Origin of the sequence: Tritonibacter multivorans, assembly GCF_001458415.1 — a bacterium.
GTDB lineage: Bacteria > Pseudomonadota > Alphaproteobacteria > Rhodobacterales > Rhodobacteraceae > Epibacterium > Epibacterium multivorans.
Genome location: NZ_CYSD01000042.1, coordinates 78,916 through 98,717 on the forward strand (window position 1 = coordinate 78,916; position 19,802 = coordinate 98,717).

22 protein-coding genes are annotated in these 19,802 nt (G+C 61.2%); 11 read left to right on the forward strand and 11 right to left on the reverse strand.

Annotated elements, in window-relative coordinates; translation table 11 throughout:
* Positions 1 to 5 precede the first annotated feature (5 nt).
* The 7 genes from TRM7557_RS16105 to parE all read right to left on the reverse strand — a co-directional run bounded on the left by TRM7557_RS16105 (position 6) and on the right by parE (position 7,244).
* Entirely contained in the window at positions 6 to 1,118 is a 1,113-nt protein-coding gene (locus TRM7557_RS16105) for a glycine cleavage T C-terminal barrel domain-containing protein (protein WP_058291249.1), read from the reverse strand.
* A 15-nt stretch (positions 1,119 to 1,133) separates the two neighbouring features.
* Positions 1,134 to 1,568: a DMT family transporter gene (locus tag TRM7557_RS16110; RefSeq protein ID WP_058291250.1), complete on the reverse strand. Its 435-nt coding sequence runs from the start codon at positions 1,566 to 1,568 to the stop codon at positions 1,134 to 1,136.
* Between the two features lie 56 nt (positions 1,569 to 1,624).
* A complete protein-coding gene (locus TRM7557_RS16115) occupies positions 1,625 to 2,308 on the reverse strand; it encodes a hypothetical protein (protein WP_058291251.1) in 684 nt (227 codons plus the stop codon).
* Positions 2,301 to 2,957, reverse strand: coding sequence for a DNA-3-methyladenine glycosylase I (locus TRM7557_RS16120; protein WP_058291252.1), 657 nt, complete (start codon positions 2,955 to 2,957; stop codon positions 2,301 to 2,303). Before TRM7557_RS16120 ends, TRM7557_RS16115 begins: the two co-directional genes overlap by 8 nt.
* A 3-nt stretch (positions 2,958 to 2,960) precedes the next feature.
* Complete coding sequence (locus TRM7557_RS16125; RefSeq protein WP_058291253.1) at positions 2,961 to 3,698, reverse strand: hypothetical protein; 738 nt, start codon at positions 3,696 to 3,698, stop codon at positions 2,961 to 2,963.
* An 850-nt stretch (positions 3,699 to 4,548) separates the two neighbouring features.
* On the reverse strand, positions 4,549 to 5,262 hold the full coding sequence (locus TRM7557_RS19895) for a hypothetical protein (protein ID WP_074941804.1): 714 nt from the start codon (positions 5,260 to 5,262) through the stop codon (positions 4,549 to 4,551).
* A gap of 23 nt (positions 5,263 to 5,285) precedes the next feature.
* The gene (gene parE, locus TRM7557_RS16130; protein WP_058291254.1) at positions 5,286 to 7,244 is read right to left on the reverse strand and encodes a DNA topoisomerase IV subunit B; all 1,959 of its coding nucleotides are present in this window, start codon (positions 7,242 to 7,244) and stop codon (positions 5,286 to 5,288) included.
* Positions 7,245 to 7,391: 147 nt separating this feature from the next.
* Between parE and TRM7557_RS16135 the strand changes: the two genes are divergently transcribed.
* The 5 genes from TRM7557_RS16135 to TRM7557_RS16155 all read left to right on the forward strand — a co-directional run bounded on the left by TRM7557_RS16135 (position 7,392) and on the right by TRM7557_RS16155 (position 13,204).
* Entirely contained in the window at positions 7,392 to 8,846 is a 1,455-nt protein-coding gene (locus TRM7557_RS16135; RefSeq protein ID WP_058291255.1) for a pyridoxal phosphate-dependent decarboxylase family protein, read from the forward strand.
* A gap of 74 nt (positions 8,847 to 8,920) precedes the next feature.
* The gene (gene ppk2, locus TRM7557_RS16140; protein WP_082626638.1) at positions 8,921 to 9,859 is read left to right on the forward strand and encodes a polyphosphate kinase 2; all 939 of its coding nucleotides are present in this window, start codon (positions 8,921 to 8,923) and stop codon (positions 9,857 to 9,859) included.
* 76 nt (positions 9,860 to 9,935) lie between these two features.
* Complete coding sequence (locus tag TRM7557_RS16145; protein WP_058291256.1) at positions 9,936 to 10,589, forward strand: DUF1007 family protein; 654 nt, start codon at positions 9,936 to 9,938, stop codon at positions 10,587 to 10,589.
* A gap of 20 nt (positions 10,590 to 10,609) precedes the next feature.
* Positions 10,610 to 11,722, forward strand: coding sequence for a nickel/cobalt transporter (locus tag TRM7557_RS16150; RefSeq protein ID WP_235811501.1), 1,113 nt, complete (start codon positions 10,610 to 10,612; stop codon positions 11,720 to 11,722).
* A gap of 78 nt (positions 11,723 to 11,800) precedes the next feature.
* Positions 11,801 to 13,204: an MATE family efflux transporter gene (locus TRM7557_RS16155; protein WP_058291257.1), complete on the forward strand. Its 1,404-nt coding sequence runs from the start codon at positions 11,801 to 11,803 to the stop codon at positions 13,202 to 13,204.
* A gap of 84 nt (positions 13,205 to 13,288) precedes the next feature.
* On the opposite strand, the gene TRM7557_RS16160 is transcribed toward TRM7557_RS16155, so the two are convergent.
* Complete coding sequence (locus TRM7557_RS16160) at positions 13,289 to 13,687, reverse strand: hypothetical protein (protein WP_058291258.1); 399 nt, start codon at positions 13,685 to 13,687, stop codon at positions 13,289 to 13,291.
* Between the two features lie 374 nt (positions 13,688 to 14,061).
* Between TRM7557_RS16160 and TRM7557_RS20395 the strand changes: the two genes are divergently transcribed.
* Positions 14,062 to 14,196 (forward strand): hypothetical protein, encoded by a 135-nt coding sequence (locus TRM7557_RS20395; protein ID WP_268873727.1) that lies wholly within the window; start codon positions 14,062 to 14,064, stop codon positions 14,194 to 14,196.
* Here TRM7557_RS20395 and TRM7557_RS16165 read toward each other — a convergent pair.
* Positions 14,169 to 15,371: a pyridoxal phosphate-dependent aminotransferase gene (locus TRM7557_RS16165; RefSeq protein ID WP_058291259.1), complete on the reverse strand. Its 1,203-nt coding sequence runs from the start codon at positions 15,369 to 15,371 to the stop codon at positions 14,169 to 14,171. The two genes, TRM7557_RS20395 and TRM7557_RS16165, sit on opposite strands and share 28 nt — an antisense overlap.
* Positions 15,372 to 15,516: 145 nt before the next feature.
* On the opposite strand from TRM7557_RS16165, the gene TRM7557_RS16170 reads away from it, so the two are divergent.
* From TRM7557_RS16170 to TRM7557_RS16185, 4 genes are all read left to right on the forward strand, one after another.
* The gene (locus TRM7557_RS16170; protein WP_058291260.1) at positions 15,517 to 15,912 is read left to right on the forward strand and encodes a helix-turn-helix domain-containing protein; all 396 of its coding nucleotides are present in this window, start codon (positions 15,517 to 15,519) and stop codon (positions 15,910 to 15,912) included.
* Between the two features lie 17 nt (positions 15,913 to 15,929).
* A complete protein-coding gene (locus TRM7557_RS16175) occupies positions 15,930 to 16,223 on the forward strand; it encodes a succinate dehydrogenase assembly factor 2 (RefSeq protein ID WP_058291617.1) in 294 nt (97 codons plus the stop codon).
* A gap of 77 nt (positions 16,224 to 16,300) precedes the next feature.
* Positions 16,301 to 16,798, forward strand: coding sequence for a MarR family winged helix-turn-helix transcriptional regulator (locus TRM7557_RS16180; RefSeq protein ID WP_207382670.1), 498 nt, complete (start codon positions 16,301 to 16,303; stop codon positions 16,796 to 16,798).
* 539 nt (positions 16,799 to 17,337) lie between these two features.
* On the forward strand, positions 17,338 to 17,745 hold the full coding sequence (locus TRM7557_RS16185) for a RidA family protein (protein WP_058291262.1): 408 nt from the start codon (positions 17,338 to 17,340) through the stop codon (positions 17,743 to 17,745).
* Between the two features lie 317 nt (positions 17,746 to 18,062).
* On the opposite strand, the gene TRM7557_RS16190 is transcribed toward TRM7557_RS16185, so the two are convergent.
* Together TRM7557_RS16190 and TRM7557_RS16195 are read right to left on the reverse strand one after the other, a co-directional pair.
* On the reverse strand, positions 18,063 to 18,380 hold the full coding sequence (locus tag TRM7557_RS16190; protein ID WP_058291263.1) for a DnaJ family domain-containing protein: 318 nt from the start codon (positions 18,378 to 18,380) through the stop codon (positions 18,063 to 18,065).
* Between the two features lie 57 nt (positions 18,381 to 18,437).
* The gene (locus TRM7557_RS16195; protein ID WP_058291264.1) at positions 18,438 to 18,866 is read right to left on the reverse strand and encodes a VOC family protein; all 429 of its coding nucleotides are present in this window, start codon (positions 18,864 to 18,866) and stop codon (positions 18,438 to 18,440) included.
* A gap of 134 nt (positions 18,867 to 19,000) precedes the next feature.
* On the opposite strand from TRM7557_RS16195, the gene TRM7557_RS16200 reads away from it, so the two are divergent.
* Positions 19,001 to 19,780, forward strand: coding sequence for a thymidylate synthase (locus TRM7557_RS16200; protein WP_058291265.1), 780 nt, complete (start codon positions 19,001 to 19,003; stop codon positions 19,778 to 19,780).
* The last annotated feature ends 22 nt before the right edge of the window (positions 19,781 to 19,802 follow it).

A 19,802-nucleotide genomic window follows, 5' to 3' on the forward strand; every position in this document is an offset into this window, starting at 1 on the left:
GGGCGTCAGAGAAACGGCACCGGGTGCAGGGATGCCGGGTAGGCGGTGTCGTTAATAAGCAGGGAGAGCTCCTCTGCGCTGTCGGCCAGATCGCTTTGGATCATGCCCACCGCAATCGTGGCGCCAACCCGGCTGGAGTAGGCCATGCCGGTCACAACGCCGACCTTTTGGCCGTCGCGCCAGATCGGCAGCGGATGACCGGGCAGGGTGGGGGTGCCTTTGACCAGAATACCAACGCGGGTGCGCTCGGGCGGCTGGGCGGCGGCGGCCAGCAGCGCGTTGCGGCCAATAAAATCATGGCCTGCGTCTAGATCCACCAGCATGCCCAGACCCAGTTCAAACGGGGTGGCAGGCAGGGTCTGGCGGCGCATGTCAGAGCCATAGGACACCAGCCCGCTTTCCAGCCGCTCGACCCCATTGGGCGCGCCGGGACCGATGTCAAAAGGCGCTCCAGCGGCTTTCACGCGGTCCCAAAGTTCACCGCCGAGGCTGCTATCGGTCAGGTAAAGCTCGAACCCGCCCTGTTTCGACCAGCCAGAGCGCGCAACCAGCATGGGGATGCCGTCCAGCGTGAATTCCTGAAAGCCGAAATACCGCAGGCCGCGCACCCAGTCGCCCAGTAGGGATGCGGTGACGTCTTCGGCCTTGGGGCCCTGGATCGCCAGGGGCGAGACATCGGGTTCACAGACCTGAACCTCCCAACCTCTTTCGCGGCCAACCGCCTGTGCCCAAAGGTGAATGTCGCTGTCGGCTACCGACAGCCAGTATTTTTCATCCGAGAGTTTCAGCAGCACCGGGTCATTGATCAGAAAGCCGTCGTGATCGCAGATCGGCACATAGCGGCCCTGACCAATGGCGGTGTTTTCAAGGTTGCGGGGCGTCAGATACTGCACCAGCAGGGCTGCGTCGGGGCCGGTGATCTCAACCTGCCGTTCGGCGGCCACATCCCACATGGCAACCCCATTCAACAGCCGGTCATATTCGGCCTCCGGGTCACCAAAGCCGGTGGGCAAATACATGTGGTTGTAGACCTGAAAACTGCGCACCCCGTCGCGGACAGTCTGGTCGAAGTAGCAGGATTTGCGGGTGTCACCGCTGATTGTGATTTCGAATGTCATCGTTTGCCTTTCAATTTAGGCCATTTGAGTAATCCAGACGCCGACCGCCATGACTGAAATGCCCGCAGCCCGCATCAGCGTCAGTGGCGAGACCTGCGCCCCAAAGAGGCCAAAGTGGTCAATGGCCGCGGCGGCAATCAGTTGCCCAATCAGCACAAAGAACACGGAATTTCCGACGCCAAAGTGCGGCGCAATATGGGTCACGGTCAGCACGTAAAAGGCGATGAAGCAGCCCGCCAGAAACAGATGTTTTGGCGCTTTGGCCAGCGCGCTCAGGTCGCGCGGACCAACTGTCAGGTAAAACACCAGCGCGATGCTCAGCGCCACCAGAAACAGCACAATCGATGCCAGCGCCGGGCTGCCGGTGACCGATCCCAGCCGCGCGTTCAGGGCGGCGAGAATGGGAATGCCAATGCCAGCGGCCAGCATTGTCAGCGCGTAATGGGTCATGGGCTCCTCCTGCCTCTCGGAGATCTGAGCCTGCTGCTCAGATTCGGGCAAGGCGGTTAATTGCAAATTCCCGCAAGCTCTGCGCCTTTCCACGGCAACAGAACCGTATGTTCGCGCGCCTGTGGCAGGGGCGCGACAGGCATGGCGTCTGCCAGCATGGCATGCAGCCGTTTGGTGCGCGCGCCTTTTGGGTCCAAGGCGCGGCAGCAGACATATTCCTCCATGATCGCGCCCTGCTGTTCAAACCCATAGTCGAGGAAGTCGGAATGTGTTTCCAGATCGAACAGATAGGGGTCAGCGGTGCTCACATGTTCGCGCGCAGCACGCAGCGGGCTGTAGCCAGTTGTGCGCCGGTTCTGCCATTGCCAGACATGGGTGGCCTCATGCGCGTAGAGCATCGCCGCCATCAGGTGCAGCCGGTCGGGAAAGCCTTTCAGGTAATCCTCGGCGTACCAATCCTGGGTCATGAACACATGGTTGCCAAGCGCCACGGCAATGGGGGTTGTTTTCACCGTCTCGGTGGACTTGACGGGCGGTAAGATCCGTTCGCGACAGGCGGTGCGCGGGCGTGGTTTGCGGGTGAAGGTCACCGGCAGCACCGGCGCACCATCGTGAATGCGCAGCCGCGTGGTGTCGAGGCTGTCTCCGTGAAGGCTGTGCAGAAAGGCGCGCTCTGCCTCGGAGGGGGCGCGGCCGCAGGCGGCCAGCAAAAGCAGCAGAAAGAGGAGCGGCCTAAACACTGCGCGCCAGCACCTGAGAGATTTCGGTGAGCGAGCGACCCGACTGATCCGCCCAAGTGTTGAACGCGGCCTGCACCGCCGTCATGGCGGTTTTGGATGTGGCGGGCTTGTCGATGACGCCTTCGGCGATCAGCCGCGCGGTGACGTCCTGAGACAGGATAAAGGCATCGCACCCGGCGGCGCGCAGGGAGTATTGCGCCGTCATACCGCCCAGCCGGCTGCCGCGTTTTTTGATCATCTCCAGCAGGCCAATGAAATCCTCGGAGGGCCAGCCGCCCAGTACTTTGTCCGCGCCGCCTTCTTCGCGCAGCTCCATCAGAAACACCGCATTGTCGCGGATGCTGCGGATCTTGGTGGCGTTGCGGACAATATCGGTGTTGCGCATATGGGCGTCGAAATCATCGTCGTTCATGAAGGCGTTGCGCCCAACGTCAAAGCCATGAAAGGCGGCCTCAAACCCGTCCCATTTGGTTTCAATCACTTTCCAGTTGAACCCCGCCTGAAACACGCCTTTGGACAGGATCGACAGCCAGCGGTCCTCGGGCAGGGGGCTGGCCGTGGGATCCGGGCGCGAAAGCTGCGCTTCCAACGCCTCGGACCCGCCTTTGCGGGCGGCGGCGATGTCATAAATTTCATCAAAGGACCGCATGGTTTATCCTCTTAAATCGACAATGGATTTGCCCAGCCGGAACGGCGCGGCAAAGCTGACCAGGCAGAGCGCCAGCACCTGTAGAACCAGTATATAGGCATTGGACTGGAGATAGCGCCATTCGTCGCGCAGGCGGCGGGTCTGTTCGATCAGATCGTCATAGGCGCGCGCCAGGATCAGGAAATCACCCGCGATGGTGGGCACCTTGCGGCGCATATTGTCCACGGCGGCGCGGGTCGGATCATCGAGCGAGGCGAACACCAGAAAGGCGTCGGGGTCGAAGGCGGCGACCTCTTCCATGCCCTCCATATCCGTGCTGCGAAAGAAATCGAGCTTGCGCAGGGGCGACACCCGGTCGGTGACGGCAATGAACAGGGGCAGGTCGGCGTTTTCGGCGGTGGAGGCCGAAAGAAATTCGATCTTCTCGCACAGGGTCGCGGTGTCGCTGTCATAGGCGGGGTCGCAGAAGCGCAGGCGGAAGCGGGCGGCGTCGGTGTCGAACGCGCGGGTGGCGGCATAGGCGATGTCGATCTGCCGTTCCAGCCGCGAGGTGTCGGCGCTGTAGATGCCCGCGACCACGGCGACAATGGCGCCAATGCCGCCCAGCACCACCCAGACCAGATCGGCGATTTTCCACGCCCGATGCCCTGCGGGTTTGGCAAACAGCCGCCAAGTGCCGGTGCAGCCCGCGAGGAAGAAGGCGATCAGCAAGATCAACTGGTTGTCGGCAATAAAGGTCATGCGAATGCGGCCCGGCCCCGGTGTGTCGGGGTCGAGTGTAGGGGCTGGGGCCCGGGGTTATCAATATCAGAGCGTGGGCGCTCACGGCTTTGTTGGTCAGTCTTGTGGTTCAGATTTGTTGTTCAGGCAAAGATCGGCGGCCGCCGATAAGGGCGGAGGGTCGGGCGGGGATAAATACCCCGCGTCCGGTGAAGCGTCTCCTTACGGACCCATCCTGCACCCTGCCTCTGCGCGAGTTGCGCGCTGGGGGTGGTCTCGGGGCGTCCGGTGTCTCCTGATCGTCATGTCGCGACGATTGGGAGGATAGGGGATGGGGGTTAAGGCGCGGCGAGGAGGGCGTACGGTGAGTGTGCAACAGTTCACGCCGGCTCCCGCAGGGACAAACAGTCCGGGGGACTGTTTGAGGCGTGGACGGGCGGAGCCCAGAACCGGCTATCCCCACGCGCCAACGCTGGCCGTATCGCGCGCGGATTCTGGGGGAGCCTCCGGCGGGGAGTTTGAACCGGTTCGCGTAGCGATAAACTGTCCGGGGGACAGTTTAAGGTGAAAACGGGCGGAGCCCAGAACCGGTTCGCTTCGCGGGAGCCGGTGTCGTCATCGTGGGTTGCTAGGGGGGAGCCTCCGGCGGGGATATTTATAAAAAGATGAACACGCCGGGCCCTGCGCTGGGGGCTTTGAACCAATGCGAAACGTTTGCGAGTGTGCCCCTTTGGGACGTGGCGCGCAGTGGCACGGCCCGCGCCTTGGGCTCCGCCCGTTTCGACCTGAAACTGTTCCAGGGACAGTTTCCAAGACGGTCTCAACTCCCCCCGATAAGGCGCTTCGCACCGCCCCAAGGTCAGGCGCGGGCCTAGTGTTGGAGCTTGCTAGCTTCTTCTTGGAGAGGGATAGTTTGTTCCTTTAGCCGACTAGCTGTTGCATGGAGTTTGTAAACTCGGGGTACTATTGAGTAGGGAATTGGTCTGGTAGGTGAGTGCTCGGGAAGAGAAACTTCCCCAATGTCGCTCAGGGCTTTCTCAGATTCTTCAAGAATTTTGGAAACTCTTTCTGAAAAAGATCTTAAGGTTACGAGCTTGCTTCGAAGGTGATCTTTGCCTCGATGGTTGTTCACTTGAAAAGTGTAACCAGAAATAGTTGGCATTACCATGGATTTGGCGGTGTTACACGATTTACGTATGTTTTCTAAATCGGCACGTGTGACTTCTAAGGTGTGAACAAGTTCCTGCCAGAGCTTATAATTTTCAATGGCCTTTTGGGTCTCAATCAATTTTTGGTTGGAGCTTACCAGTTTGCTCTGCTCGCTTGCGGATTGTTTCAGCTGTATTGCTTTTTGGTTTAGCGCATCGACGCTATTCTGTAATTCCTTTCCTTGCTGAAAGAATCCCAGAACAAGCCAATAGAAGGCTAAAGGGGCAAATGCCCCCGCGAGATAATCTCCAAGCTCATTTAGTGAAAGCGATGCGCCAGCAGATGTGTATTTGAAAAACACACCTGCCAGCAGCCCTAAATATCCAGACGTCACCCAAATGGGGTGTTGCTTGATCACAAATTCAATAACTTTCAATCCGACCTCAATTTAGTTCGGTTTTAAACATCCAACTCCTCCACGAACTTCGCGTTTTCCTGAATGTATTGGAAACGAAGCTCGGGTTTCTTGCCCATCAGACGCTCGACCAGATCACCGGTTTCGCCGGGTTCGTCCTCGTCGATGGTGACCCGGATCAATTTCCGGGTGGTGGGGTCCATTGTGGTCTCTTTCAGGTCTTTGGCGTCCATTTCGCCGAGACCCTTAAAGCGGCTCACGTCGATTTTGCCTTTGCCGCCGAGGCCCTTTTCCAGCCAGGCGTCACGCTCGGCCTCGTCCAGGCAATAGACGCGTTTTGCGCCCTGGGTCAGGCGGAACAGGGGCGGGCAGGCCAGATAGAGGTGGCCGCCGTCGATCAGCGGGCGCATCTGGGTGAAGAAGAAGGTCATCAGGAGCGACGCGATATGGGCGCCGTCGACGTCCGCATCGGTCATGATGATGATCTTGTCATAGCGCAGGTCATCGAGGTTGAATTTGGTGCCCAGACCAACCCCCAGCGCCTCGCAGAGGTCGCGGATTTCGGCGTTGGAGCCGAGCTTGGAGGAGGCCGCGCCCAGAACGTTCAGGATTTTCCCCTTCAACGGCAAAAGCGCCTGATTGGTCCGGTTGCGCGCGCCTTTGCCGGAGCCGCCGGCCGAGTCGCCCTCCACGATGAACAGCTCGGTGCCTTCGCGGTTTTTGGCGGTGCAGTCCGTCAGCTTGCCCGGCAGGCGCAGTTTCTTGGTGGCGGATTTGCGCTGGGTTTCTTTTTCCTGTTTGCGGCGCAGGCGTTCTTCGGCGCGCAGGATCAGGAAGTCGAGGATGGCGCCGGCGGATTTATTGTCGGCAGCCAGCCAGTTGTCAAAGTGGTCGCGGACCGAGTTTTCCACCATCTTGGCGGCGGCTTCGGTGGACAGGCGGTCTTTGGTCTGGCCGACAAAGGCGGGGTCGGCGATGAAGCAGGACACCAGCGCACAGCCGCCGGCCATCAGATCGTCGCGGGTGATCTGCCCGGCTTTTTTGTTGCCGACCAATTCGCCGTAGGCCTTGATCCCCTTGAGGATCGCGGCCCAGAAGCCTGCGACATGGGTGCCGCCTTCGGGGGTGGGGACGGTGTTACAGTAGGACTGGGTGAACCCATCGCGGGAGGGGGTCCAGTTGATCGCCCATTCCACATAGCCCGGTTCGCCGAATTTTTCGCGGAACTCCACTTTGCCGGCAAAGGGCACGTCGGCGTAGACGGAGGATTTTCCCAGCACCTCGGTCAGGTAGTCTTTGAGGCCGCCGGGGAAGTGGAAGGTGGCTTCCGTGGGGGTTTCCTTGTCGTCGATGGCGGATTTCCAGCGGATTTCCACGCCCGAGAACAGGTAAGCCTTTGACCGCACCAGTTTGAACAGGCGCGCAGGCTTGAACCGGTGCGAGCCAAAGATCTGCTCGTCCGCGTGGAAGGTCACAGAGGTGCCGCGCCGGTTGGGGGCGGCGCCGACTTTTTCAACCCCGCCCTGGGGGATCCCGCGCGAGAAGCTTTGTTCGAACAGTTCTTTGTTCTTGGCAACCTGCACGACCATAAGATCCGACAGCGCGTTCACCACGGAGGAGCCCACCCCGTGCAGACCGCCCGAGGTCTGATAGGCCTTGCCCGAAAACTTGCCGCCCGCGTGGAGCGTGCAGAGGATCACCTCGAGCGCGGATTTGTCCGGGAACTTGGGGTGCGGGTCGATCGGGATGCCGCGGCCATTGTCGCGGATGGTGACGGAATAATCCTCGTGCAGTTCGACCTCGATCCGGTTGGCGTGGCCAGCGACGGCCTCGTCCATGGAGTTGTCGAGGATCTCGGCCACCATATGGTGCAGCGCGCGTTCGTCCGTGCCGCCGATGTACATGCCCGGGCGTTGTCGGACCGGTTCCAGTCCTTCAAGCACCTCGATCGAGGAGGCGTCATAAGTTTCACCGGCTGCGGAGTTCAGGAGATCATCTGCCATGGGCGTCGGGCTGCTCTTTTGGTTGGATCGTTTGGTTGAAGGCCATTATGGCAGGTGTTGTGACCGAGCGGAAGAGGGCGCATGGGCTGTGGAAAACCCCAGCATCTTGTGGCAGGACAGCGCAGCATCTCAAGGGGAGGGGGCGTTATGAGCAAGTTCGAGGCAAAATCTGGTGCAAAAACAGGTGTAAATCCCGAAGGTTTGGACCCGCAGGACTGGGACGCCTTCCGCGCAGAGGCGCATAAGATGCTGGATCTGGCCATCGATCAGATGATTGAGGCCCGCGACCGCCCCTGGCAGGTGGTGCCGGATGACCTTGCGGAACGCTTTGAAATTGGGCAGGGCGGCGATGTGGTTGCGCGGATCAACGCCGATGTGCTGCCCAACCATGGCGGCAATATTCATCCGCGGTACTGGGGCTGGGTGCAGGGCACCGGGCTGGCCTCGGATCTGATTGCCTCGATGGCGGCGGTGGCGGTGAACGCCAACTGCGGTGGTCGGCATCACGGTGCCAATGAGATGGAGCGCGTGGTCATTGACTGGACGCGCCAGAAGATGGGGATGCCTGCGGGCGCCTCGGGCGTGTTTACCACCGGCACCTCGCAGGCAACCGTGATTGCCTTTCAGGCCGCGCGGGTGCGGGCCGATACGACCGTGCGCGCCAAAGGGCAGCAGGCGCGGCTGACGGCCTATGCCGGTGCGGGCGTCCATAATGCCACCAAGAAGGGGCTCGAGGTTCTGGGCGTTGGGCACGAGAACTTGCGTCTGGTGCCGCTGGTCGAGGGGCAGATGGATGCGGCCGCGCTGCGGGCGATGATTGCCGAGGACCGTGCGGCCGGGGCCACGCCATTCCTTGTAGTGGGCACGGCGGGGTCGGTGGATCTGGGTCTGTTTGACGATCTGGAGGCGCTGGCCGATGTGGCAGCGGAAGAAGACCTTTGGCTGCATGTGGACGGGGCGTTTGGGGCCTGGACCCGCATTGCCGAGGCCCCCTGGCGGGGGCTGACGGATGGCATTGGTCGGGCTGACAGTATCGCGCTGGATTTCCACAAATGGATGTATGTGTCCTACGACTGTGGTCTGTGTCTGATTGCCGATGAGGGCGCGCACCGCGCCGCCTTTGCGGCGCGCCCGGCCTATCTGGAGGGCGCAGCGCGGGGTCTTGCGGGGGGCGAGCCGTGGTTCTGCGACTATGGCATTGACCTGAGCCGGGGCAATCGCGCGATCAAGGTCTGGACGGCGCTGGAGATGTTTGGCGAAGCGGCGTTTTCGCAGGCGATCAGCGACAATTGCCGTCTGGCCGCGCAGATGGGGGCGCTGGTGACGGCCACGCCCAAGATGGCGCTGGCCCGTCCCGTGGTCAGCAATGTCTGTGTCTTTACCGCGCGCGCCGATCTTGCGCCCGCAGCACAGTCGGACCTGAACGCGCAGATCGCGCAGGACATGCAGGAAGACGGCACAGCGGTGTTCTCCACCACCCGTGTTGACGGGATATTGATGTTGCGCGCCGCCATTGCCAATCACCGCACGCGGGCAGGCGATGTCGAGGCCGCGATTGCCGCAGTGGCGGTGCGGGCAGAGGCGTTTGGTGCTGGTTCTTGATCTAGGTCAGGGCAGCGCGGGGCGCTGAGGTCTAGGCTCCTGTCGGATTTTTAAGGAACCGATAGGAGAGGCAGATGGACCAGATTGTTGCAGCACCCCCGACAGAAGCAGAGGCGGTGAAACCGGCCCCCAAACCCACAGCCCTGCGCCGTCCCCATGTGCCCACGCCCGAGGAAATCCGCCGGGCCTTTGAAAGCGGGCGTTACCCCTATCGCGGCAAGCTGCGCCGCCCGGCCTATGAGCGCGAAAAGGCCCAGTTGCAGGCGGAGCTTTTGAAGGTGCAGCTTTGGGCGCAGGAGACGGGGCAGAAGTTTGTGCTGCTGTTTGAGGGCCGCGATGCAGCTGGCAAGGGTGGCACCATCAAGCGGTTTACCGAACATCTGAACCCGCGTCTGGCGCGGGTGGTGGCGCTGAACAAACCTTCGGACGAAGAACGCGGTCAGTGGTATTTCCAGCGCTATATCAATCATTTGCCGACCGAAGGTGAAATGGTTCTCTATGACCGGTCCTGGTACAACCGCGCGGGTGTGGAACGGGTTATGGGGTTTTGCCAGCCCAATGAGTATCTGGAGTTCATGCGCCAGACCCCCGAGCTGGAGCGGATGCTGGTGCGCTCGGGCATTCGGCTTTACAAATACTGGTTCTCGGTCACGCAGAATGAACAGAAGCTGCGCTTTAGCGCCCGCGAAACCGACCCGCTGAAACAGTGGAAACTGTCGCCGATCGACAAGGCGAGCCTTGGCAAATGGGATGATTACACCGAGGCCAAGGAAGCGATGTTCTTTTACACCGACACGGCTGATGCGCCCTGGACGGTGATCAAATCGGACGACAAGAAACGCGCCCGGCTGAACTGCATGCGCCACTTTCTGTCGACGCTGGACTATCCCGGCAAAGACCCGGAGATCGCCAAGGCCCCCGATCCGCTGATCGTCGGCCAGGCGCATCATGTGATCCATCGCTCAGACCATATTCTGGGCAAAGCGTTGCATCCGGACACCCGCGCGGGCTAGGGCGTCTTCAGCAACGCATCGCTTGGGCGGGGCGGGGGCACTTGTCCTGCCGGGGCGGGGTGGGTACAGCTTGGGTATGCATAGGATCTATCCCCTCCTGATCGCCGCTTTGGGGTGTCTGTCGGCCGCCCCGCTGGCGGCGCATCCGCATGTGTTTGTGGACACGCGCCTTGCGCTGGAGGTCGACGCGGCCGGTCTGGTGCAGGCGGTTGAGGTCAGTTGGACCTATGACGAATTCGAAACCCTGCTGGTGCTGGACGAATGGCAGTTGGACCCGGATTATGACGGGATTCTGACCGCGGAAGAACGGGCCACGCTGACCGGGTTTGACCTGAACTGGGGCGACTTGCCTGGGGGGGATCTGTTTCTGAGCCTTGGCCCGCAGGACGGCAGCCCCACTGTGGCCCTTGGCGCGCCGGAGGCGGTGGCGGTCACACTGGCGGAGGGGCGCATTACATCGGTTCACCGCCGGGCCCTGACCGTGCCAGTTGCGGCGGATGGTCTGGTGCTGCGCGCCTATGATCCGACCTTTTTCAAAGCCTACACCCTGATCGGGTTTGCCGAGGTGCCGGGCTGTGCCGGCGCGGTGACCCCGCCGGATCTGAACGCTGCCTATTCGCTGGTCGAAGAGCTGCTGTTTGCCATGCCTGAAAGCGAGGCCGAGGCGCGCTATCCGAAAGTGGGCCGGGCCTTTGCCGATACAGTGCAGCTGCGCTGCGGGGGCAGCTGATGCGGCAGGAGCGCGGGATTTTGTCAGATCACGCTGTGCAGTTTGACCCTGCGCACAGGCGACGCGGGGTGGTGCTGGCGCTTGTGGGCGCGGCGGGCGTGGTGCTGGCGGCCTGTGGGCTGTGGCTCTGGGCGTTTGGCGGTCTGGCGGATCTGCGGATCTGGGCCGCCGACGGGCAACGCGCGGCACAAAACGCCATGGCGGGCGCGCTGCGGGGGCTGCGGGCCGGGCATCCGGGGGCGATCTGGTCGCTCTGCGCGGTGACCTTTGCCTATGGGCTGTTTCATGCGGTGGGGCCGGGCCATGGCAAAGTGGTTCTGGGCGGCTATGGGTTGTCGCGGCGGGTGGCGCTGCGGCGGCTGGCGCTGTTGTCGCTGCTGGCGTCTTTGGCGCAGGCGACCACGGCAGTGGTTCTGGTGCTGGCGGGCGCATGGGTGCTTGGCTGGGGGCGGGCGGATATGACCGATACGGCCGAAGGCCTGCTGGCGCCGGTGTCTTATGGAGCCATGGCGCTGTTGGGGATCTACCTTGCCCTGCGGGGGCTGCGTCGGGGCTGGCGATTGCTGACGCCGGGCCGCGCTGTGTCTGCTGCGCCCGTGCCGGATAGGCCGCGCCCTCAGGCCGGTATGGCGGGGCTGGCGCGGCAGCAGATGCAGGCGGCGACTGGCGCTGACATGTCCAGCGCCGACACCTCCAGCCCCGGTTTTCTGGCCGTCGGACGCGGCGCGGGCTGCGTGGACCACAGCAGCGAGATCTGCCCCGATTGCGGCCACCGCCATGCCCCAAGCCTCGAGGAAGTTGCGCGTCTGACCTCATGGCGCGAGGCGCTGGTGCTGATTGCGGCCATTGCGGTGCGCCCCTGCACGGGGGCGGTGTTTGTGTTGCTGCTGACCTGGCGCATGGGGGTGCTGTATGCCGGGGTGCTGGGGGCGTTTTCCATGGGGCTGGGCACGGCCCTGGTGACCATGGCGGTGGCCATGGGGGCAGCGGGGGTGCAGCGCGGCGTTGCGGGCCTGCCGGGGGCGATGCAACAAGGGCGTTGGATCGCGGCGGGGCTTGAACTCTTTGCTGGTGCGCTGGTGGCGGTGATCTGCCTGGGTCTTCTGTGGTCGCAACTTGCGGTTTTGTTCTGATCTGCTTTGTCTCCTTACATTTTTGACGCTTGCCGTGTCTTCCTCACAGGCATAAGGCTGGCGCAGGGAGGCCGATACATGTCCGAAGTTTCAGCACGCAAACCACCCAACCCACCGACCATGGGTGTCGGCGGCCATCTGCGCGCGCTGACCCTGCTGGGCCTGCCGCTGATGGGCGGCCATCTGGCGCAATATGCCATTGGGCTGACCGACACTGCCATGCTGGGCTGGTACAGCGTCGAAGCCCTTGCGGCGGTCACATTGGCGAGTTCCTATTTCATTGTGCTGTTGCTGTTTGGGGCGGGCTTTGCCTTTGCGGTGATGCCTATGGTGGCAGAGGCTGCGGCCCGCGAGGATGAGCGCCGCATTCGCCGCGCCACCCGGATGAGCCTGTGGCTCTCCGCGCTTTATGGTGTTTTGGTCATGCCGCTGCTGTGGTTTTCCGAGCCGATCTTTGTGGCGCTGGGCCAGGAGGCGGGCGTGGCGGCGGATGCCGGCGTGTATCTGCGGGTTGCGGGCTGGGGGATTTTTCCGGGCCTGCTGGTGATGGTGCTGAAAAGCTATCTTGGCGGTCTGGAGCGGGCGCAGGCGGTGCTGTGGATCACGGTGCTGGCGGCGGGGGCCAATGCCTTTGTGAACTATCTGCTGATCTTTGGGAATTTTGGCTTTCCGGAACTGGGTCTGATGGGGGCGGCGATTGCCTCGTTGCTGACACAGGCACTGTCGGCGGCTGTGGCGCTGGCGGTCTGTTTGAGGCGCCTGCCGGAGCACGCGCTGATGCAGAACCTGCATCTTCCCGATTGGGAGATGATGGGCGAGGTGTTCCGTCTGGGCGTGCCGATCGGCTTTACCACCCTGACCGAGGTGTCGCTATTTACGGCCTCCGCCCTGATGATGGGCTGGTTGGGCGCGGAGGCGCTGGCCGCCCATGGCATTGCGATTTCGTTGTCGGGGCTGTGTTTTATGCTGCATCTGGGGCTGTCGAATGCGGCCACCATTCGGGTGGGCAATGCGGTCGGGCGCAAGGACATGGACCACCTGCGCCGGGGCAGCGTGGTGGTCACCTGGCTGTCGCTGGGGCTGGCCTGTTCGACTGCGGCGCTGTTTGTGCTGATGCCTGAAACGCTGGTCGGGCTGTTCCTGTCCGAGGATGAACCCCAACGCGAGGCGATCCTGACGATGGGGGTTCAGCTACTGGCGATTGCGGCGCTGTTCCAGCTGGCCGATGGCATGCAGGTGATTGCGCTGGGTCTGCTGCGCGGGCTTTTGGACACCGGCATTCCGATGCTGATTGCCGGCTTTGGCTACTGGGTTGTCGGCATTCCTGTCGCTTATGGGCTGGGCCTGATGGCGGGTTTTGGCGGGCAGGGGATCTGGATGGGGCTTGTCTTTGGCCTGACCACTGCCGGGGCGCTATTGATGTGGCGGTTCTGGAAACTGGTGCTGCCGCGCGAAGCGGCCAAGGCGGCAGAGGCAGGCTGAGAGGTCAAATCCTGACGGGTCAAATCCAGTCAGGCAAAATCCTGGCTGGTTAAATCCGGACGGGCCAAAGCACGGGGGGCCGGCTTATTTGCTCAGACGCTCGGCCTTTTTGCGCACCAGAATATTGCGCAGGTCATGCATCGACAGCAGCAGCGCATCGGACACCGCATCCAGCTGGTCGTCGGTGGCGCGGCTCTGCACCCATTGGGTGGTCAGGTTCAGGTGATCCACGGTGCGCAGGATATCGTCCACTTCGCGCGCGGCCAGAAGGGAGCTGCGTTCCTCCATCCAGGTGTGAATGGCGGCAAGATCCGCGTCTGACAGAACCCGGTCCCCATGGGGTTTGATGTCGCCGCGCTTCAGGTTGACCACTGCAATCTGGTCCATTTCCAGCCGTCGGGTGCGGCTTTCGTGATCCATGCGAAAGACCAGCGCGCCATTTTCGCGGATGCGGAAGTAATAGTCGGGCAGGCTTGTGGTCATGGGGGCGGGTCTTCTTTCAATGCGGGCTTTGTCTGCACAAACCTTATTGTCTGCGCGGGGTTAGGCTGAGGCTAACAGGCTTTGCCCGGCGTGCAAGGGCTGCGCGTGGGGCAAAGGGGGGAATTTGGGGGCTGCATTCTACCCGATGAACGCCCGGAGCCTCCTGAGCAGGGTTGTGCATCTCCCGCTTTCCGAAGGGCCAGAGCTGACGCTGACTGGCCTTCGGTCACCGTCAAGTGAGCGCCAAACCGGACGCCGCAGGGACATCGGAGGGTCCGGACAGGACAGGGCAGGGACGGGGCAGGGACGGGGCAGGCCGCGCCGAAGGCGCGGCCTGCCCCCGGCGCCTTGCAGTGCAAGGCGCAATCCCTGAAATGAGCCTCGCGTCCCGCGAGGCGCTTGCGGTGGCATGGCGCCTGCTGCGCAGGCGCCATGCGGTCGCCCTGCGGAGGCAGGGCGAACCCTCTCTGGGCCGCAAAGGTCAGGTCAAAGAGGCGCAGAAGGTCTGAATGCGGCGACAGGCCTCTTCCAGCAGCGCATCCGAGGTTGCGTAGCTCACCCGGAAGTTCGGCGACAGGCCAAAAGCCGCGCCAAAGACAACCGCCACTTCGGCCTCTTCCAGCAGTGCGGTGGCAAAGGCCTCGTCATTTTCAATCCGGGTCCCTTTGGGTGTGCTTTTGCCAATCAGCCCGGCAATCGACGGATAGACATAAAACGCCCCCTCCGGCACCGGGCAGGTGACGCCGTCGATCTCGGACAGCATTTTGACCACCAGATTGCGGCGGCGGACAAAGACCTCGTTATGCGCCGCCAGATAATCCTGCGGGCCGTTCAGCGCCTCAAGCGCGGCATATTGGCTGACGGAACAGGGGTTTGACGTGGACTGCGACTGCACCTTGCGCATGGCGGCAATCAGCGCCTTGGGACCTGCGGCATAGCCAATGCGCCAACCGGTCATCGCATAGGCTTTGGACACGCCATTACAGGTCAGCGTGCGGTCATAGAGCGCGGGCTCTACTTCGGCGGGCGTGGCGAATTTGAAATCATCATAGGCGAGGTGCTCGTACATATCATCGGTCATCACCCAGACATGGGGGTGGCGCATCAGCACATCGGTCAGCGCTTTCAGCTCTGCCGCCGAATAGCCCGCACCGGTGGGGTTGGAGGGCGAATTGAAGATGAACCATTTGGTTTTCTCGGTGATCGCCGCCTCCAGCGCTTCGGGCGTCAGTTTGAAGGCATCCTCCAGACGGGTTTCCACCAGAACCGGTTCGCCACCTGCAAGGCGCACCATATCGGGGTAGGACACCCAATAGGGGGCCGGGATGACCACCTCATCGCCGGGGTTCAGCGTCGCCATAAAGGCATTATAGAGCGTGTGCTTGCCGCCTGCATTCACGGTGACCTGTGCGGGCTCATACTCCAACCCATTGTCGCGCTTGAATTTTTTGCAGATCGCCGCTTTCAGTTCCGGAATGCCATCCACCGCCGTGTAGCGGGTCTTGCCGCTGTCGATCGCGGCGGCCGCCGCCTTGCGGATGTTCTCTGGCGTGTCGAAATCGGGCTCGCCTGCGCTGAGGCCAATGACGTCGCGGCCGGCTGCGCGCAGTTCCTGCGCCTTGGCGGTCATGGCCATTGTCGGCGAAGGTTTTACACGGGCAAGGGTCTGGGAAAGGAAGGTCATCGCACGGCCTCGGTTTGAATAATGCTGGCAAACGTCATAGGGTGGCCACGAATGGCGATCAAGGGCAGCATTGTACCCTTATATTGTCCCGCAAAGGGGGCGTGGATCGCGCGCAAGTCGAGCACCAGAAGGAGGCCTTTGAGGCATGAGCGAAACGGAAATGGATTGGTATGGCCCGGACGCGGCAACTTTTGGCGACCGTGTGGCGGCCGCGCGGGAAGCGGCGGATATGACCCAGGCCCAGCTGGCGCGCCGTCTGGGGATCAAGAAAACCACCGTTATGGCCTGGGAGCAGGATCTGTCAGAGCCGCGCGCCAACAAGCTGTCGATGATGTCGGGCGTTCTGAACGTGTCGATGTCCTGGCTGCTGACGGGGGAAGGCGATGATTTGACCGAACCGGCAACGGCGGACCAACAGAGCGCGGATTTTCAGGCGCTGCTGCGCGAGCTGCGCGGTCTGCGCGAAGACCTGCGTCGCCAGACCGAACGGGCAGGTCGCATTGAAAAGACGCTGCGCCGCCTGACGGAGTCCCAGGCATGAGTGAGCCCGCCGAAATTATGCTCACCGAGATCGTACCCAACGAAATCGTACCCGAAGCGGAGACCCGTGAAAACCGCATCAAGCGTCTGCAGATGCGGTCCATGCGCCGGGGCATCAAGGAAATGGACATTTTGCTGATGGCCTATGCCAAGGCAAATCTGGAGGCGATGTCAAACGCGCAGCTTGATCTATTTGACGGGCTTTTGATGAACAATGATCAGGATTTGTACCAGTGGGTGACCGGTCAGGTGGCCCCTCCGCCTGTGTTTGCTGAGCTTGTTGCCGAGATATCGCAAACCTTCCAAAAATAAAGGCAAATTCAGTTTAACTCATTCTTGGGGATTCTCGTTCAAATTGGCCTTGAGCAATTTCGATTCGGAGATGCTGAATGAGTATGGAACGACCCTTCAGCCAGACAGAAGCCAAAGGCTTTATGACTGGGTATCTTGACGCACTGGCGCTGGTGGAGCGACTGCACCGCCTGTTGCTGGACGTAGTCAAGGATGAGTTTGAGCGCGTTGGTGTTCTCGACATCAATGCCGTGCAGGCTCTTTTGCTGTTCAACATTGGAGACAATGAGGTGACAGCAGGCGAACTAAAGACCCGCGGGTACTATCAGGGTAGCAATGTCAGCTACAACCTGAAGAAGCTGGTGGAAATGGGCTATATGCACCATCAGCGCTGTGAGATTGACCGCCGCTCTGTGCGTGTCCGTCTGACCCCACGTGGTCGCGAGATCCGCGATATTGTGGCCTCGCTGTTCGCCCGCCACGCAGAGGGACTTGAAGCCAAAAGCGTCATTACCGCTGAAGGCATCGAGGACATTACGAACTCCCTCAAACGGATGGAGCGTTACTGGTCTGACCAGATTCGCTACATCTACTAAGTCAACGCAGATAGGCCGCACCTTTAGGGAGAAAACGCTCCCTCATCCAAGACAGGCTGACCGAGAGAGGCATGCAGACCCAAGGTGGACACTCACTTCCCCCAAGGCGCATTGCCGGACAGACTGTTAACCCGAAGGCCCTGCCGCAGTTTGCGGTCTGGGGCATCCATCGGGGAGGTTGCAGAATGCAACCGCGGCGCTGCAGCTCTTTTTGACAAGAGCCTTTAGAGAGTTTCTTGCCCAGCTGTCAGGGCAAACGAAGGCGCGGTCTGGTTTCCAGGCCGCGCTTCGTTTTTTGCAGGATGTGGATTTCAAAACCTGAAAGACTGTGACGCAGCGTCATCTTTATCTGCGCGAAAACGCGCAACCCATGCGGGAAAAGGGCCAGCTGCGCCTTTCAAAAGGATAATTTTCCAAACCGGTGCCAATCGCCCAAGACCGTGGCACGATATGTTTGTGTTTTGGCCTTTGTAGCCAGAGAGACTTTGTGGTTCAGGAAGGCCTTCACGTAACTTGTGATTCTTTTACTGGAGTACCCCATGCCCGTCGGCATCCAACGTCTGAACCCTGCCAGCCTGTTTAACACCGAAGACTACGGCTATTCGCAAATCTCGATTGTCGATCCCGGACGCATTGCGCATGTGTCGGGGCAGGCCGGGATCTGCCCGGATGGGTCCATTCCGTCTGATGATCTGGCCGAGCAGACCGTGATTGCGCTGGAAAACGTTCAGGTTGTTCTGCGAGAACTGGGCGCGCGGCGCTGTGATATTGTGACGCTGACCTGCTATGGCACCGATCTGGACGTGGATGCGGCAGCGGTTGTCCTGCCGCTGGTGCAGGAATTTCTGGGCCATGATAAACCCTGTCTGGCGATGATTGGGGTCGAAAGCCTTGCGCTTCCAGAGCTGAAAGTGGCCTTTACCCTGACGGTACGGGTGCCGGACTGACAGTGGAGGCGCACCAACGACGCCCCTTTTTTCAGATGGCGATAAGAGGGGAGCGCAAGTCGCTCTACTCGGTGACAGGGCGACCGAGAAGGGCCGCGATGTCACCAAGATTTCACTGACCAGAAGATTTCACTGTCCAGAAATCGCAGGGCGGTCGTGGTACGCGGGCTCATGTTCTTTCGGCAAACTTGACATCTGTTCGCAGCACAAATTTCGCGCCTCTGACAATTGGGTCGCCGCGATGCGACATTGGATGAAGAAAAAAGCTTCGTCGCAAGAAAAATGCACAGGCCGTCCCAGCGCATCCGCGCAGGATCTTAGCCGCCAAAGAACTTGCGGCGGGCCTCGACTTCGATGTTGAGGCGCAATTGCAGATCGGCAAGTTTCTGCATTTCCTGTTTGCGCGCGACGTCATCGGTGATGCCGGACAGATGTTTGATCTGCGCCTCGACCGCTTTGCGCAGTTCGACCTCGCGGGGGAGGGCACCCGCATCCGCCATAATGCGCAGCCCCACTGCGTCGCTGTCGGTCCGGGCGTTGCGGTCGAGCGGTTTGCCTTCGCCGACGAGCCCCTCGAGCTGGCCTTCGGACTTCGCTTTGAGGATCTGACGTTCGGCAAGGGAGGCGGGTTTCATTGTCGGTGCCTTTCTAGAAAAAGCCTCCCCACCGGTGTTGGTGGAGAGGCGACTGCTTTACCAGTGGCCGGTGTTTTCCATGCTGGCCCAGGGTTCAGCCGGGTCTTTGGAGGGGCCTGCCTGCAGCAGTTCGACCGAGATATTGTCGGGCGAGCGCACAAAGGCCATGTGGCCGTCGCGCGGTGGGCGGTTGATCACAACGCCATTGTCCATCAGGTGCTGGCAGGTGGCATAGATGTCATCGACCTCATAGGCCAGATGGCCAAAGTGGCGGCTGTCGGAGGGCAGCGCGTCATCGCCGTCCCAGTTGTAGGTCAGTTCCACCGGGGCCTCTTCCTGACCGGGAGGGGCCATGAAGATCAGGCTGAAGCGGCCTGCTTCGCTGTCGTAACGCTTGGTCTCTTGCAGGCCCAGAAGTTCGAAGAAGGCCATGGATTTCTCCAGATCCTTCACGCGGACCATGGTGTGCAGATATTTGAGCGGCATGTGTGGCATTCCCTGTGAAAATGGATTTTTGTAAGCGCTGCTTCCTACCTAATATCGCTGCGCAAAATGTCGAGGGTCGACGCGCAGATCGTGGCGGGCTATCACCGCAGGAACGAGGTTCAGGAGGCCAGCACATGCAGCAGTATCACGACGCCCTGCAACATATTCTTGACCATGGGGTCCGGTCCAGTGACCGCACCGGCACGGGCACGATGTCCTGCTTTGGGATGCAGCAGCGTTATGATCTGGCCGAGGGCTTTCCGCTGGTGACCACCAAAAAGCTGTACCTGCGCGGGATCATCCACGAGCTTTTGTGGTTCCTCGCAGGCGACACCAATATCAAATACCTGCAGGACAACCGTGTCAGCATCTGGGACGAATGGGCCGATGAGACCGGCGATCTGGGCCCGGTCTATGGCAAACAGTGGCGTGATTTTGGCGGTGTGGATCAGATCGAGACGCTGGTCGAGATGATCAAAACCAGCCCCGACAGCCGCCGTCTGATTGTGTCGGCCTGGAACCCGGTGGATGTGCCTGAAATGGCGCTGCCGCCGTGCCATACCATGTGGCAGGTGCGCATTCTGGGCGGCAAGCTGCATCTGCAGCTGTATCAACGCTCGGCGGATATGTTCCTTGGGGTGCCGTTCAATATCGCCTCTTATGCGCTGTTGGCCCATATGCTGGCGCATGTGACGGGCTATGAGGTGGGGTCTTTTGTGCACACGCTGGGCGATGCGCATATCTATTCCAACCACATGGATCAGGTGCAGCTGCAGCTGTCCCGCGACCCGCGGGCGCTGCCGCAGCTGAAGATCACCCGCGATGTCGCGTCGATCTTTGATTTCAAATTCGAGGATTTCGAGATCACCGGCTATGATCCCCATCCGCATATCAAGGGTGAGGTGGCCGTCTGACCGGCCAGATCCTGATCGGTCC

What these genes read in the sequence shown, in the direction of transcription:
- TRM7557_RS20395 (WP_268873727.1), top strand. Translation starts at nt 14,062, where the DNA reads ATGAGCCTCGCGTCCCGCGAGGCGCTTGCGGTGGCATGGCGCCTGCTG.
- TRM7557_RS16195 (WP_058291264.1), bottom strand. Translation starts at nt 18,866, where the DNA reads ATGCCGCTCAAATATCTGCACACCATGGTCCGCGTGAAGGATCTGGAG.
- TRM7557_RS16145 (WP_058291256.1), top strand. Translation starts at nt 9,936, where the DNA reads ATGCATAGGATCTATCCCCTCCTGATCGCCGCTTTGGGGTGTCTGTCG.
- TRM7557_RS16105 (WP_058291249.1), bottom strand. Translation starts at nt 1,118, where the DNA reads ATGACATTCGAAATCACAATCAGCGGTGACACCCGCAAATCCTGCTAC.
- TRM7557_RS16190 (WP_058291263.1), bottom strand. Translation starts at nt 18,380, where the DNA reads ATGAAACCCGCCTCCCTTGCCGAACGTCAGATCCTCAAAGCGAAGTCC.
- TRM7557_RS16160 (WP_058291258.1), bottom strand. Translation starts at nt 13,687, where the DNA reads ATGACCACAAGCCTGCCCGACTATTACTTCCGCATCCGCGAAAATGGC.
- TRM7557_RS16125 (WP_058291253.1), bottom strand. Translation starts at nt 3,698, where the DNA reads ATGACCTTTATTGCCGACAACCAGTTGATCTTGCTGATCGCCTTCTTC.
- TRM7557_RS16165 (WP_058291259.1), bottom strand. Translation starts at nt 15,371, where the DNA reads ATGACCTTCCTTTCCCAGACCCTTGCCCGTGTAAAACCTTCGCCGACA.
- TRM7557_RS16200 (WP_058291265.1), top strand. Translation starts at nt 19,001, where the DNA reads ATGCAGCAGTATCACGACGCCCTGCAACATATTCTTGACCATGGGGTC.
- TRM7557_RS16120 (WP_058291252.1), bottom strand. Translation starts at nt 2,957, where the DNA reads ATGCGGTCCTTTGATGAAATTTATGACATCGCCGCCGCCCGCAAAGGC.
- TRM7557_RS16155 (WP_058291257.1), top strand. Translation starts at nt 11,801, where the DNA reads ATGTCCGAAGTTTCAGCACGCAAACCACCCAACCCACCGACCATGGGT.
- TRM7557_RS16175 (WP_058291617.1), top strand. Translation starts at nt 15,930, where the DNA reads ATGCTCACCGAGATCGTACCCAACGAAATCGTACCCGAAGCGGAGACC.
- TRM7557_RS16185 (WP_058291262.1), top strand. Translation starts at nt 17,338, where the DNA reads ATGCCCGTCGGCATCCAACGTCTGAACCCTGCCAGCCTGTTTAACACC.
- ppk2 (WP_082626638.1), top strand. Translation starts at nt 8,921, where the DNA reads ATGGACCAGATTGTTGCAGCACCCCCGACAGAAGCAGAGGCGGTGAAA.
- TRM7557_RS16135 (WP_058291255.1), top strand. Translation starts at nt 7,392, where the DNA reads ATGAGCAAGTTCGAGGCAAAATCTGGTGCAAAAACAGGTGTAAATCCC.
- TRM7557_RS16110 (WP_058291250.1), bottom strand. Translation starts at nt 1,568, where the DNA reads ATGACCCATTACGCGCTGACAATGCTGGCCGCTGGCATTGGCATTCCC.
- TRM7557_RS16170 (WP_058291260.1), top strand. Translation starts at nt 15,517, where the DNA reads ATGAGCGAAACGGAAATGGATTGGTATGGCCCGGACGCGGCAACTTTT.
- TRM7557_RS16180 (WP_207382670.1), top strand. Translation starts at nt 16,301, where the DNA reads ATGAGTATGGAACGACCCTTCAGCCAGACAGAAGCCAAAGGCTTTATG.
- parE (WP_058291254.1), bottom strand. Translation starts at nt 7,244, where the DNA reads ATGGCAGATGATCTCCTGAACTCCGCAGCCGGTGAAACTTATGACGCC.